Raw genomic sequence first — 13,312 nt, forward strand, 5'->3', positions numbered from 1 at the left:
AAGCAATGTCGCGAATCGGCAAGCTCCCCATCCAGGTTCCCGCCGGTGTGGACGTCACCATCGATGGCCGCACGGTTGCGGTGAAGGGCCCCAAGGGTCTGCTCACCCACACCGTCGCCGCGCCGATCGAGATCGTCAAGGGTGAGGACGGCGTTCTGAACGTCACCCGCCCGAACGACGAGCGTCAGAACAAGGCCCTGCACGGCCTGTCCCGCACGCTGGTGGCGAACATGATCACCGGCGTGACCCAGGGATACGCCAAGGCCCTCGAGATCAGCGGTGTCGGTTACCGCGTGGCCGCGAAGGGCTCCGACCTGGAGTTCCAGCTCGGCTACAGCCACCCGATCCTGGTCACGGCGCCCGACGGCATCTCGTTCAAGGTCGAGTCCCCGACCAAGTTCTCGGTCGAGGGCATCGACAAGCAGAAGGTCGGCGAGGTCGCCGCCAACATCCGCAAGCTGCGGAAGCCCGACCCGTACAAGGCCAAGGGTGTCAAGTACGCCGGCGAGGTCATCCGCCGCAAGGTCGGAAAGGCTGGTAAGTAGCCATGGCATACGGTGTGAAGATCGCCAAGGGCGACGCGTACAAGCGCGCTGCCAAGGCTCGCCGCCACATCCGCATCCGCAAGAACGTCTCGGGTACGGCGGAGCGTCCGCGCCTCGTCGTGACGCGTTCGAACCGCAACATCGTTGCTCAGGTCATCGACGACCTCAAGGGTCACACCCTTGCGTCGGCGTCGACCCTGGACGCTTCGATCCGCGGTGGCGAGGGCGACAAGAGCTCCCAGGCCCAGGCCGTCGGCGCGCTCGTCGCCGAGCGTGCCAAGGCCGCGGGTGTCGAGACCGTCGTCTTTGACCGCGGTGGCAACCGATACGCCGGGCGCATTGCCGCTCTGGCTGACGCCGCCCGCGAAGCCGGGCTGAAGTTCTAAGCCCCGGTTCCGGGACTCACGGACGTAACAGAGAGAGGTAATCCAATGGCTGGACCCCAGCGCCGCGGCAGCGGTGCCGGTGGCGGCGAGCGGCGGGACCGGAAGGGTCGCGACGGTGGCGCTGCCGCCGAGAAGACCGCTTACGTTGAGCGCGTTGTCGCGATCAACCGTGTCGCCAAGGTTGTCAAGGGTGGTCGTCGCTTCAGCTTCACCGCGCTCGTCGTGGTGGGTGACGGTGACGGCACCGTAGGTGTCGGTTACGGCAAGGCCAAGGAAGTTCCCGCGGCCATCGCCAAGGGCGTCGAGGAAGCCAAGAAGAACTTCTTCAAGGTTCCCCGCATCCAGGGCACCATCCCGCACCCGATCCAGGGCGAGAAGGCGGCCGGCGTTGTCCTGCTGAAGCCTGCTTCCCCCGGTACCGGTGTTATCGCCGGTGGCCCGGTGCGCGCCGTTCTGGAGTGCGCCGGCGTTCACGACATCCTGTCGAAGTCGCTCGGCTCCGACAACGCGATCAACATCGTGCACGCGACCGTGGAGGCCCTGAAGGGCCTGCAGCGTCCCGAGGAGATCGCGGCTCGCCGTGGTCTGCCGCTCGAGGACGTCGCCCCCGCGGCCCTGCTTCGTGCGCGCGCTGGGGCGGGTGTCTGATGGCCCGCCTCAAGATCACGCAGACGAAGTCGTACATCGGCAGCAAGCAGAACCACCGCGACACCCTCCGTTCGCTCGGGCTCAAGCGCCTGAACGACGTGGTCGTCAAGGAGGACCGCCCCGAGTTCCGCGGCATGGTGCACACCGTCCGCCACCTCGTGACGGTTGAGGAGGTTGACTAATCATGGCTGAGAACAGCCCGCTGAAGGCTCACAACCTCCGTCCGGCCCCCGGTGCCAAGACCGCGAAGACCCGTGTGGGTCGCGGTGAGGCGTCGAAGGGTAAGACGGCTGGTCGTGGTACCAAGGGTACGAAGGCCCGCTACCAGGTTCCGCAGCGCTTCGAGGGTGGGCAGATGCCCCTCCACATGCGCCTGCCGAAGCTGAAGGGCTTCAAGAACCCGTTCCGCACCGAGTTCCAGGTCGTCAACCTGGACAAGCTCGGTGCCCTCTACCCCGAGGGTGGAGAGGTCACGGTGGCCGACCTGGTCGCCAAGGGCGCGGTTCGCAAGAACAGCCTCGTCAAGGTCCTGGGCCAGGGCGAGATCTCCGTGGCGCTGACGGTTGCGGTTGACGCCGTCTCCGCCTCCGCCAAGGAGAAGATTGCCGCCGCCGGCGGCACCGTCACCGAGCTCGTCTAAGACGAAACTCTTGTGACAAATAGCTAGAAACCCGACCGGGGATGCCTCACATATGGGGCATCCCCGGTTGGTCGTTCCACGGGGGGTGCACTCGCCGGTAAGGTGGCGTGCACCTTTGCTTGTACGTATTCGTCGATCCTTCAGACCGTCACCTCTGACGCAGTAGCGCGGGGGTCGCAGGAGGCACCGTGCTCACCGCGTTCGCCCGGGCGTTCAAGACGCCCGACCTGCGCAAGAAGCTGCTCTTCACACTCGGCATCATCGTGCTGTATCGGCTCGGGTCCCACATCCCGGTACCCGGCGTGAGCTACAAGAACGTCCAGATCTGCGTGGACCAGATGGGGAGCAGCAACAGCCTCTTCGGTCTGGTCAACATGTTCAGCGGCGGTGCGCTGCTGCAGATCACGATCTTCGCGCTCGGCATCATGCCCTACATCACGGCGAGCATCATCCTGCAGCTGCTGACCGTGGTCATCCCGAAGCTGGAGAACCTCAAGAAAGAGGGCCAGTCCGGCACGGCGAAGATCACTCAGTACACGCGCTATCTGACGGTCGCGCTCGCGATCCTCCAGGGCACCGGCCTGGTCGCCACCGCGCGTACCGGCGCCCTCTTCGGCACCTGCCCGGTCGCTCGCGAGATCGTCCCGAACCACTCGATCTTCACCACCATCACGATGGTGATCACCATGACCGCCGGTACCTGTGTCGTCATGTGGCTCGGTGAGCTGATCACCGACCGCGGCATCGGCAACGGCATGTCCATCCTGATGTTCATCTCGATCGCGGCCGGCTTCGTCGGCGCCCTGTGGACCATCAAGCTCCAGGGCAAGATCGCTGATGGCTGGGTGGAGTTCGCGGTCGTCATCCTCGTGGGTCTCGCGATGGTGGCCCTGGTGGTCTTCGTCGAACAGGCGCAGCGCCGGATCCCGGTCCAGTACGCGAAGCGCATGATCGGCCGCCGGGCCTACGGCGGTACGTCCACCTACATCCCGCTCAAGGTGAACCAGGCCGGTGTCATCCCGGTCATCTTCGCCTCGTCGCTGCTGTACATCCCCGCGCTGATCGTGCAGTTCAGCGGCTCGACGGCGGGCTGGGCGACCTGGATCCAGAAGCACTTCGTCAAGGGCGACCACCCGTACTACATCGCCGCCTACTTCCTCCTGATCGTTTTCTTCGCGTTCTTCTACGTGGCGATCTCGTTCAACCCCGAGGAAGTTGCGGACAACATGAAGAAGTATGGTGGGTTCATCCCGGGCATCCGCGCCGGCCGGCCTACCGCCGAGTACCTGAGCTACGTACTCAACCGGATCACTTGGCCGGGGTCGCTGTACCTGGGTCTGATCGCTCTCGTGCCGACAATGGCGTTGGCGGGCTTCGGAGCGAACCAGAACTTCCCGTTCGGCGGGACGAGCATCCTCATCATCGTGGGTGTGGGTCTGGAAACCGTGAAGCAGATCGAGAGCCAGCTCCAGCAGCGCAACTACGAAGGGTTCCTCCGCTGATGCGAATCGTCCTCGTCGGACCCCCCGGGGCGGGCAAGGGAACGCAGGCCGCGTTCCTCGCCAAGAACCTGTCGATCCCGCACATCTCCACGGGCGACCTCTTCCGCGCCAACATCAGCCAGGGCACCGAGCTGGGCCGCCGCGCGAAGGCGTACATGGACGCCGGCGAGCTCGTCCCGGACGAGATCACCATCGGCATGGCCAAGGACCGGATGCAGCAGCCGGACGCCAAGGGCGGCTTCCTGCTCGACGGCTTCCCGCGCAACGTCGCCCAGGCCGAGGCGCTCGACGCGATGCTCGTGGAAGCGGGCATGAAGCTCGACGCTGTCCTCGACCTGGAGGTCGAGGAGGACGAGGTCGTCAAGCGGATCGCCGGCCGGCGCATCTGCCGCAAGGACTCCTCGCACGTCTTCCACGTGATCTACGCGGCGCCGAAGGTCGAGGGCGTCTGCGACAAGTGCGGGGGCGAGCTGTACCAGCGCGACGACGACTCCGAGGCCACGGTCCGCAACCGGCTTGAGGTCTACCACACGCAGACCGAGCCGATCATCGACTACTACAAGGCCCAGGGTCTGCTGGTGACCATCTCCGCCCTCGGTGAGGTGCACGAGATCACCAAGCGGGCCATGGACGCCCTCAAGAAGTAGTCACTCCAGTTCGTGACCGACAGTACGGCCGCGGTGTCCCTCGGGCATCGCGGCCTTACTGTTGATGAAGACCCGTTTTCGAAGGTGGAAGGTCCCCGTTCATGGTTCAGCTGAAGACCCCCGAGCAGATCGCGAAGATGCGGGAGGCAGGGCTGGTCGTCGCCGCGATCCACGCGGCGACCCGTGAGGCGGCCGTGCCGGGCGCCACGACGCGGGACCTGGACATGGTGGCCCGGAAGGTGATCGCCGACGCCGGCGCGAAGTCGAACTTCCTCGGGTACGGCGGTTTCCCCGCGACCATCTGCACCTCGGTGAACGAGGTCGTCGTCCACGGCATCCCGGACGACAAGACGGTCCTGAAGGACGGCGACGTCATCTCCATCGACGCCGGCGCGATCGTGGACGGCTGGCACGGCGACGCGGCGTACACGGCCTTCGTGGGCACGGGTCACGCTCCGGAGCTGGTCGAGCTGTCCCGCGTCACCGAGGAGTCGATGTGGGCCGGCATCGCGGCCATGAAGGCCGGCAACCGCCTGGTGGACATCTCGAAGGCGATCGAGGGCTACATCAAGCGCCAGCCGCGGCCGTCGACCGGTGAGCACAGCCTGGGCAAGTTCGGGATCATCGAGGACTACGGCGGCCACGGCATCGGTTCCGAGATGCACATGGACCCGCACCTGCTGAACTACGTCTCGCGCAAGCGGGGCAAGGGCATCAAGCTGGTGCCGGGCCTGTGCCTGGCGATCGAGCCGATGGTCTCCCTGGGCACCGCCCAGACGGAGGTACTGGCGGACGACTGGACGGTCATCACCACGGACGGCACCTGGTCCTCGCACTGGGAGCACTCGGTCGCCCTGACCGAGGCCGGTCCGATCGTCCTGACCAGCCCGGACTGCGGCAAGGCGAAGCTGGCCGAGTACGGGGTCACGACGGCCCCGGACCCCCTCGGGTAGTCCCCGCTTAATGATCTAGACTCGTGGGCAAACTTTCCGGATTCGTCTTTCTGGGTGCCCTGACGTAGACTGACTCGTCGGCTCACGTGCATTTCCATGCCCTGCATGGGGTGCGGAGCCGATCAAGGTAGCCGATTCGAAAGGCGAAGCGTGGCCAAGAAGCAAGGTGCCATCGAGATCGAGGGCACCGTGATCGAGTCCCTCCCGAACGCCATGTTCAAGGTGGAACTCCAGAACGGTCACAAGGTCCTCGCGCACATCAGCGGCAAGATGCGTATGCACTACATCCGCATCCTTCCCGATGACCGGGTCGTTGTGGAGCTGTCTCCGTACGACCTGACGCGTGGCCGGATCGTCTACCGATACAAGTAGATCTTGTCCTCACTCCTGCCTGGGCATCCGTCCCGGTGCGGGTGGTGGCACTGACCCGGAGAACCTCACCAACATGAAGGTCAAGCCGAGCGTCAAGAAGATCTGCGACAAGTGCAAGGTGATCCGCCGTCACGGTCGGGTCATGGTCATCTGCGACAACCTGCGCCACAAGCAGCGCCAGGGCTGACGCACGCCGACCGACCTGCACTACGCAGTTCTTCGCGCGACGTAAGAAAACGTACATAAGCAGAACCCGCCCAGCCCTCAGGGGCCGGCGGCACCTCCGGCGGGGGCCGGGGACCCGGACGTACCACTGCCCACAAGGGTGGTCGGCGGTCGGGAGCGGTTCTGTTGCAGACCCCCGAACACACAGGAGCCATTGAATGGCACGCGTTTCCGGTGTTGACATCCCGCGCGAAAAGCGTGTGGAGATCGCACTCACCTACGTCTTCGGTATCGGGCGCACCCGGTCCAAGGAGATCCTCGCCTCCACCGGCGTGAACCCGAACACCCGCGTTCGTGACCTGGCCGAAGAGGACCTCGTCAAGATCCGCGAGTACGTGGACGCCAACCTCCGTACCGAGGGTGACCTCCGCCGCGAGATCCAGGGCGACATCCGCCGCAAGATCGAGATCCAGTGCTACCAGGGCATCCGCCACCGTCGTGGCCTGCCGGTGCACGGTCAGCGCACCAGCACGAACGCGCGTACCCGCAAGGGCCCGCGTCGCGCGATCGCCGGTAAGAAGAAGCCGGGCAAGAAGTAGTCCTGTTCAGCGGTCTTGCGCTGTAGGACCGACCACCTCCCGTAGGAGTAAGAGATGCCCCCCAAGGGTCGTCAGGGCGCTGCCAAGAAGGTGCGCCGCAAGGAAAAGAAGAACGTCGCTCACGGGCACGCCCACATCAAGAGCACGTTCAACAACACCATCGTCTCGATCACGGACCCGTCCGGCAACGTGATCTCCTGGGCCTCCGCCGGCCACGTCGGCTTCAAGGGCTCGCGCAAGTCCACCCCCTTCGCCGCGCAGATGGCCGCCGAGTCGGCCGCCCGCCGCGCGCAGGAGCACGGCATGCGCAAGGTCGACGTCTTCGTCAAGGGTCCCGGCTCCGGCCGTGAGACCGCGATCCGCTCCCTCCAGGCCACCGGCCTCGAGGTCGGCTCGATCCAGGACGTCACCCCCACCCCGCACAACGGCTGCCGCCCGCCGAAGCGCCGCCGCGTCTGACGCAGCGACGCCCGTGCGTCTTTGAGTGTCCGGGCGGTACGTACCCCTTCGGGGGGCCGTACCGCCCGTACCCTTGCTGTACCTGGCTTTACCCGTCGGGCGTCAAATAGTGGGCGTCCACGACTGAAGGAAAAGACATGCTTATCGCTCAGCGTCCTTCGCTGACCGAAGAGGTCGTCGACGAGTACCGCTCGCGGTTCGTGATCGAGCCGCTGGAGCCGGGCTTCGGCTACACCCTCGGCAACTCCCTGCGCCGTACCCTCCTGTCCTCCATCCCGGGTGCCGCTGTCACCAGCATCCGCGTGGACGGCGTCCTGCACGAGTTCACCACCGTGCCGGGCGTCAAGGAAGACGTCACGGACATCATCCTCAACATCAAGCAGCTGGTCGTCTCCTCGGAGCACGACGAGCCGGTCGTGATGTACCTGCGCAAGCAGGGTCCCGGCCTGGTCACCGCTGCCGACATCGCGCCCCCGGCCGGTGTCGAGGTGCACAACCCGGACCTGGTCCTCGCCACGCTCAACGGCAAGGGCAAGCTGGAGATGGAGCTGACCGTCGAGCGCGGTCGCGGCTACGTCTCCGCCGTCCAGAACAAGCAGCTGGGCCAGGAGATCGGCCGCATCCCGGTCGACTCCATCTACAGCCCGGTCCTCAAGGTCACCTACAAGGTCGAGGCGACCCGAGTCGAGCAGCGCACCGACTTCGACAAGCTGATCGTCGACGTCGAGACCAAGCAGGCCATGCGCCCGCGCGACGCCATGGCGTCCGCCGGCAAGACCCTGGTCGAGCTGTTCGGTCTGGCCCGCGAGCTCAACATCGACGCCGAGGGCATCGACATGGGCCCGTCCCCGACGGACGCCGCCCTGGCCGCCGACCTGGCGCTGCCGATCGAGGAGCTGGAGCTCACCGTTCGGTCGTACAACTGCCTCAAGCGCGAGGGCATCCACTCCGTGGGTGAGCTCGTCGCCCGCTCCGAGGCCGACCTGCTCGACATCCGCAACTTCGGTGCGAAGTCGATCGACGAGGTCAAGGCGAAGCTGGCCGGCATGGGCCTGGCCCTCAAGGACAGCCCGCCCGGATTCGACCCGACCGCCGCCGCCGACGCCTTCGGCGCCGACGACGACGCGGACGCCGGTTTCGTCGAGACCGAGCAGTACTGATCAAGCTTGCGGGGGGCTCGCGCCCCCCGCACCCACCCCCTCGCGACCGCTGGGGGGAACTGACACCGGTACCTGACACGGCCGGTGCAGATGTGAAGGAGTAACAATGCCGCGTCCCGCAAAGGGTGCCCGCCTGGGCGGCTCCGCCGCGCACGAGAAGCACCTCCTCGCGAACCTCGCGAAGGCGCTCTTCGAGCACGGCCGCATCACCACCACCGAGGCCAAGGCCCGCCGCCTGCGTCCCTACGCCGAGCGTCTGGTCACCAAGGCCAAGAAGGGCGACATCCACAACCGTCGCCTGGTGCTGCAGACGATCACGGACAAGAGCATCGTGCACACGCTGTTCACCGAGATCGCCCCGCGCTACGAGAACCGCCCCGGTGGTTACACGCGCATCACCAAGATCGGCAACCGTCGCGGCGACAACGCCCCGATGGCCGTGATCGAGCTGGTCGAGGCCCTGACCGTGGCCCAGCAGGCCACCGGTGAGGCCGAGGCCGCCACCAAGCGCGCGGTCAAGGAGGCGGAGGCCAAGGCCGAGGCCACCGAGACCGAGGCCGTCGAGGAGACCAAGGAGGCCTGATCCCGTACCGGGATCGAGCTTGCTTGATCGGCTCTGAACGGGCCCGCCCCTTCCCGGGGCGGGCCCGTTCTGCATTGCTGTGCTTCTGAGAGGATCTGTCACGTGAGTGACGAGGTGGAGCCCGGGCACGTCCGGGTACGGCTGGACCTGAGCTACGACGGCAAGGACTTCTCCGGCTGGGCGAAGCAGCGCACGCTGCGGACCGTCCAGGGCGAGCTGGAGAGCGCCCTGCAGACCGTGATGCGGCTGCGGGAGCCCGTCGAGCTGACCGTGGCCGGCCGGACCGACGCCGGGGTGCACGCCCGCGGGCAGGTCGCGCAGTTCGACCTCGCCGAGGAGGTGTGGGCCGAGCACCACGACAAGCTGCTGCGCCGCCTCGCGGGCCGCCTCCCGCACGACATCCGGGTGTGGAAGGCCGCCGAGGCCCCCGAGGGCTTCAACGCCCGCTTCTCCGCCATCTGGCGCCGCTACGCCTACCGGGTCGGCGACCACCAGGCGGGCGTGGACCCGCTGCGCCGCGGGCACGTGCTGTGGCACCAGTGGCCGCTGGACGTGGACGCCATGAACCGGGCCGCGGCCGCGCTCGTCGGCGAGCACGACTTCGCCGCGTACTGCAAGAAGCGCGAGGGCGCCACCACCATCCGCACCCTCCAGCAGCTCAGCTGGGAGCGCGGGGAGGACGGCGTCATCACGGCGACGGTCCGCGCGGACGCGTTCTGCCACAACATGGTCCGCTCGCTGGTCGGAGCCCTGCTCCACGTCGGCGACGGGCACCGGCCCGTCGAGTGGCCCGGGCAGGTGCTGGCCGCCGCCGTACGGGACTCCTCGGTGCACGTGGTCAAGCCGCACGGGCTGACCCTGGAAGAGGTCGGCTACCCGGCCGACGAGCTGCTGGCCGCCCGCAGCAAGGAAGCGCGGAACATGCGGACGCTGCCGGGCGCGGGCGGCGGCTGCGGGGGCTGCTGAGCCCTCCGCCCCGCCGGGGGGACGCAAACCGGTTGGGCGGATCACCGCCCGACCGGGACAATGCCCCGCATGGGACATCTCGAAGCCAGCCACCTGGAGTACTACCTTCCCGACGGGCGGGTCCTGCTCCCCGACGTCTCCTTCCGCGTGGGGGAGGGGTCGGTGGTGGCCCTGGTGGGCGCGAACGGCGCCGGCAAGACCACCCTGCTCAAGCTGATCTCGGGCGAGCTCCAGCCGCACGGCGGCGGCGTCGCCATCAGCGGCGGCCTGGGGGTGATGTCCCAGTTCGTGGGCTCGGTCCGGGACGAGACGACCGTACGGGACCTGCTGGTCTCGGTGGCGCAGCCGCGGATCCGGGAAGCGGCGAAGGCCGTGGACCACGCCGAGCACCTGATCCTCACGGTCGACGACGAGGCCGCGCAGATGGCGTACGCGCAGGCGCTCAGCGACTGGGCCGACGTACAGGGCTACGAGGCGGAGACCCTGTGGGACGTGTGCACCACGGCCGCGCTGGACATCCCCTTCGACCGCGCCCAGTACCGCGAGGTGCGCACGCTGTCGGGCGGTGAGCAGAAGCGGCTGGTGCTGGAGGCGCTGCTGCGGGGGCCGGACGAGGTGCTGCTGCTGGACGAGCCGGACAACTACCTCGACGTCCCGGGCAAGCGGTGGCTGGAGGAGCAGCTGAAGGCGACCCGCAAGACGGTGCTCTTCGTGTCGCACGACCGGGAGCTGCTGTCCCGGGCCGCCGAGAAGATCATCAGCCTGGAGCCGAGCCCGACGGGTACGGACGTCTGGGTGCACGGCGCGGGCTTCGACACGTACCACCAGGCCCGCAAGGAGCGCTTCGCCCGCTTCGAGGAGCTCAAGCGGCGCTGGGACGAGGAGCACGCCCGTCTGAAGGCCCTGGTCCTGCGGCTGCGGAACCAGGCCGCGAGCAGCCCGGACATGGCCTCGCGGTACCGGGCGATGCAGACCCGCTTCCAGAAGTTCGAGGAGGCCGGGCCGCCGCCGGAGCCGCCGCGCGAGCAGGAGATCAGGATGCGGCTCAAGGGCGGCCGGACGGGCGTGCGCGCTTTGACCGTGGAGAACCTGGAGCTGACCGGCCTGATGAAGCCGTTCTCGCTGGAGGTCTTCTACGGCGAGCGGGTCGCGGTGCTCGGCTCGAACGGTTCCGGGAAGTCGCACTTCCTGCGGCTGCTGGCGGGCGAGGACGTCAAGCACACCGGTGACTGGAAGCTGGGCGCGCGGGTGCTGCCCGGCCATTTCGCGCAGACGCACGCGCACCCGGAGCTGTTCGGGCGCACGCTCGTCGACATCCTGTGGACGGAGGCGGCGAAGCCGCTGGGCGCGGCCATGGCGGTGCTGCGCCGGTACGAGCTGGAGCGCCAGGGCGAGCAGAAGTTCGAGAAGCTCTCGGGCGGCCAGCAGGCGCGTTTCCAGATCCTGCTGCTGGAGCTGGCCGGTACGACGGCGCTGCTGCTGGACGAGCCGACGGACAACCTCGACCTGGAGTCGGCGGAGGCCCTGCAGGACGGTCTGGAGTCGTACGAGGGGACCGTGCTCTGCGTGACGCACGACCGCTGGTTCGCCCGGAGCTTCGACCGCTACCTGGTCTTCGGTTCGGACGGTGTCGTGAGGGAGACTCAGGAACCCGTCTGGGACGAACGGCGGGTCGAGCGCAAGCGCTGAGGGGGAGTGCCGTGGGGCTGCGGCCGAGCATCTGGCTCATGCGGTGGCGGCAGCCGTCCACGGCGGTGCGGGTGACCGCGTGGCTGCTCGGGCCGGCGCCCCGGCCGTGGCGGGTGGTGTCGGCCGGGGTCCTGGTGTTCCTGGCGGTGTCCACGAGCCTGCGGGCGAACTGGGGCTCCGACAACGCCTTCGTGGTCAAGGCCGCGCGGACGCTGCTGGACGGCGGCTCGCCGTACGAGGACAAGCGGTTCCTGTACCTGCCCAGCGCGGTGCTGGTGGCGGTGCCCGAGGCGCTGCTGCCGCGGGAGGTGCTGCGCTGGCTGCTGCCGGCGGGGATGACGGGGCTGCTGGGCGCGGGCTGGCTGGCGGCGCTGAGGCTGTTCTCGGTGCCGCTGCGCTCGCGGCTGGCGGTGGGCGGGTTCGCGGTGCTGGCGCTGGCCTACAAGCCGTACGCGAACCTGGTGCTGATCGGGAACTGGACGGCGGTCTCGGCGGCCGCGCTGCCCTGGGCGCTGCTGCTCGCGCACCGGGGGAGGTGGGGGGCGGCCGGGCTGGTGGTGGGGCTGGCCATCGCCTGCAAGCCGATGCTGGTGCCGGTCGGGGTGCTGTTCCTGCTGGCCCAGCGGTGGCGGGGGCTGGCGGTGGCGGTGCTGGTGCCGCTGGGTGCGTCGCTGGCGGGGGCGCTGGTGATGCCGAGCCCGTCGCTGTTCTTCACCAAGACGCTGCCGTTCCTCTTCCAGGGGCAGGACGCCTACGCGCTGCCCTGGGACGCCTCGCCGATCGCGGTGCTGCCGCGGCTGGGGGTGCCGCAGCCGGTGGCGGTGGCGTTGGCCTTCGCGGGGGCCGGGGCCGGGCTGTGGGCGGCGCGGACCCGCTGGCGGCGGCCGGATCCCGAGGGTGACGGGGGTGAGCTGAGGCTCGTGGAGACGGCCTGCGGGGTGATGCTCGCCGCATTCCTGGTCTCGCGGCCCTCCTTCGACCACTACCTGCTGGTGGTGCTGCCGCTGCTGCTCGCGTCGGGGGTGCGGGCGGGCTCGGTGCCCCGCTCGCCCTGGTTCTGGCTGGCCCTCGCACCGCAGGCGGCGCTGGTCCCGTGGCCGGACGAGCTGGCCGGAAAGCGGCGTGCCTTCAAGGACATGGCGACCCTGTGCGGGCTGTCGGGTCTGCTGGTGCGTCGTGCACTGCTCTCCGGTCGGGTTATTCTGGAGCCCGTAACAACTGCGGGGTCCCCACCCAGGACCGAACCGGAGTGCGCCGCGACGCCAGCAGAATCGGCATCGCGGACCGCGTTTTGACCCGTACGGGTCTGCTTGGGTATCCTGCTGGTTTGTTATGCGTATTGGCTTTCTCATTCTCACGTGAAAGGGCCTTACGCCGGTCCACCGGACCGATGACCAGCGGTTTTCACTCGGGTGCGTCCCCGATGTGAACGAGGGCTGTCGTGATCGTCCGTGGTGACCCTGTCAGGACCCTTCCCGCGGGGCTTAGGCCCTATGGGATGACCCACCACTGAAGAAGCGAAGGCATACGCGTGCGTACGTTCAGCCCCAAGCCCGGCGACATCTCGCGCCAGTGGCTCGTCATTGACGCCCAGGACGTCGTCCTCGGCCGTCTGGCGACCCAGGCCGCTGCCCTCCTCAAGGGCAAGCACAAGCCGACTTACGCCCCCCACATGGACATGGGCGACTTCGTCATCATCATCAACGCCGACAAGGTTCACCTGTCCGGCAACAAGGCCTCCCAGAAGATGGCCTACCGCCACTCCGGCTTCCCGGGCGGTCTGCGCTCCGTGCGCTACGACGACCTGCTGGCGAACAACCCGGAGAAGGCCGTCGAGAAGGCCGTCAAGGGCATGCTCCCGAAGAACTCCCTGGGCCGTCAGATGCTCTCGAAGCTGAAGGTCTACTCGGGCGACCAGCACCCGCACGCTGCCCAGCAGCCGGTGCCGTTCGAGATCACCCAGGTCGCGCAGTAGTTCCGGCCACCCCCTAAGACGTA

18 protein-coding genes are annotated in these 13,312 nt (G+C 68.0%); all 18 read left to right on the top strand.

The features are described 5' to 3' along the window. Window positions 1-5 precede the first annotated feature (5 nt). The 18 genes from rplF (at window position 6) to rplM (ending at window position 13,289) form a co-directional block, all read left to right on the top strand. Window positions 6-545 (top strand): 50S ribosomal protein L6, encoded by a 540-nt coding sequence (gene rplF / locus D1J60_RS20945; protein ID WP_007265912.1) that lies wholly within the window; start codon window positions 6-8, stop codon window positions 543-545. Window positions 546-547: 2 nt separating this feature from the next. Continuing rightward, a complete protein-coding gene (rplR, locus tag D1J60_RS20950) occupies window positions 548-931 on the top strand; it encodes a 50S ribosomal protein L18 (protein ID WP_007265913.1) in 384 nt (127 codons plus the stop codon). Between the two features lie 45 nt (window positions 932-976). After that, window positions 977-1,579, top strand: a complete 603-nt coding sequence (rpsE, locus tag D1J60_RS20955; protein WP_007265914.1) for a 30S ribosomal protein S5 — start codon at window positions 977-979, stop codon at window positions 1,577-1,579. Next, window positions 1,579-1,761, top strand: coding sequence for a 50S ribosomal protein L30 (gene rpmD, locus D1J60_RS20960; RefSeq protein WP_005313525.1), 183 nt, complete (start codon window positions 1,579-1,581; stop codon window positions 1,759-1,761). The genes rpsE and rpmD overlap by 1 nt, the downstream gene beginning before the upstream one ends. A gap of 2 nt (window positions 1,762-1,763) precedes the next feature. After that, entirely contained in the window at window positions 1,764-2,219 is a 456-nt protein-coding gene (gene rplO, locus D1J60_RS20965; RefSeq protein ID WP_079429304.1) for a 50S ribosomal protein L15, read from the top strand. 188 nt (window positions 2,220-2,407) lie between these two features. Next, a complete protein-coding gene (secY, locus tag D1J60_RS20970) occupies window positions 2,408-3,721 on the top strand; it encodes a preprotein translocase subunit SecY (protein ID WP_125594707.1) in 1,314 nt (437 codons plus the stop codon). Beyond that, entirely contained in the window at window positions 3,721-4,368 is a 648-nt protein-coding gene (locus tag D1J60_RS20975) for an adenylate kinase (protein WP_125594706.1), read from the top strand. The genes secY and D1J60_RS20975 overlap by 1 nt, the downstream gene beginning before the upstream one ends. Window positions 4,369-4,469: 101 nt before the next feature. Continuing rightward, window positions 4,470-5,321, top strand: coding sequence for a type I methionyl aminopeptidase (gene map / locus D1J60_RS20980; protein ID WP_125594705.1), 852 nt, complete (start codon window positions 4,470-4,472; stop codon window positions 5,319-5,321). Between the two features lie 150 nt (window positions 5,322-5,471). Further along, window positions 5,472-5,693: a translation initiation factor IF-1 gene (gene infA / locus D1J60_RS20985; protein ID WP_003956442.1), complete on the top strand. Its 222-nt coding sequence runs from the start codon at window positions 5,472-5,474 to the stop codon at window positions 5,691-5,693. A gap of 73 nt (window positions 5,694-5,766) precedes the next feature. Then, window positions 5,767-5,880 (top strand): 50S ribosomal protein L36, encoded by a 114-nt coding sequence (rpmJ, locus tag D1J60_RS20990; RefSeq protein WP_003956441.1) that lies wholly within the window; start codon window positions 5,767-5,769, stop codon window positions 5,878-5,880. Between the two features lie 196 nt (window positions 5,881-6,076). Further along, window positions 6,077-6,457 (top strand): 30S ribosomal protein S13, encoded by a 381-nt coding sequence (gene rpsM / locus D1J60_RS20995; RefSeq protein ID WP_007265919.1) that lies wholly within the window; start codon window positions 6,077-6,079, stop codon window positions 6,455-6,457. Window positions 6,458-6,511: 54 nt separating this feature from the next. Further along, window positions 6,512-6,916, top strand: coding sequence for a 30S ribosomal protein S11 (gene rpsK / locus D1J60_RS21000; protein ID WP_003956432.1), 405 nt, complete (start codon window positions 6,512-6,514; stop codon window positions 6,914-6,916). 137 nt (window positions 6,917-7,053) lie between these two features. After that, window positions 7,054-8,076 (top strand): DNA-directed RNA polymerase subunit alpha, encoded by a 1,023-nt coding sequence (locus tag D1J60_RS21005; protein ID WP_007265920.1) that lies wholly within the window; start codon window positions 7,054-7,056, stop codon window positions 8,074-8,076. 106 nt (window positions 8,077-8,182) lie between these two features. Further along, complete coding sequence (gene rplQ / locus D1J60_RS21010) at window positions 8,183-8,659, top strand: 50S ribosomal protein L17 (protein WP_007265921.1); 477 nt, start codon at window positions 8,183-8,185, stop codon at window positions 8,657-8,659. A 102-nt stretch (window positions 8,660-8,761) separates the two neighbouring features. Next, the gene (gene truA, locus D1J60_RS21015; protein WP_125594704.1) at window positions 8,762-9,625 is read left to right on the top strand and encodes a tRNA pseudouridine(38-40) synthase TruA; all 864 of its coding nucleotides are present in this window, start codon (window positions 8,762-8,764) and stop codon (window positions 9,623-9,625) included. A 69-nt stretch (window positions 9,626-9,694) separates the two neighbouring features. After that, window positions 9,695-11,314, top strand: coding sequence for an ATP-binding cassette domain-containing protein (locus D1J60_RS21020; protein WP_125822123.1), 1,620 nt, complete (start codon window positions 9,695-9,697; stop codon window positions 11,312-11,314). 38 nt (window positions 11,315-11,352) lie between these two features. Next, window positions 11,353-12,609: a glycosyltransferase family 87 protein gene (locus D1J60_RS21025; protein WP_241253344.1), complete on the top strand. Its 1,257-nt coding sequence runs from the start codon at window positions 11,353-11,355 to the stop codon at window positions 12,607-12,609. Window positions 12,610-12,845: 236 nt separating this feature from the next. Beyond that, window positions 12,846-13,289: a 50S ribosomal protein L13 gene (gene rplM / locus D1J60_RS21030; RefSeq protein ID WP_125594701.1), complete on the top strand. Its 444-nt coding sequence runs from the start codon at window positions 12,846-12,848 to the stop codon at window positions 13,287-13,289. The last annotated feature ends 23 nt before the right edge of the window (window positions 13,290-13,312 follow it).

The sequence above is a fragment of the Streptomyces sp. W1SF4 genome, assembly GCF_003950035.1.
Taxonomy (GTDB): Bacteria; Actinomycetota; Actinomycetes; order Streptomycetales; family Streptomycetaceae; genus Streptomyces; species Streptomyces racemochromogenes.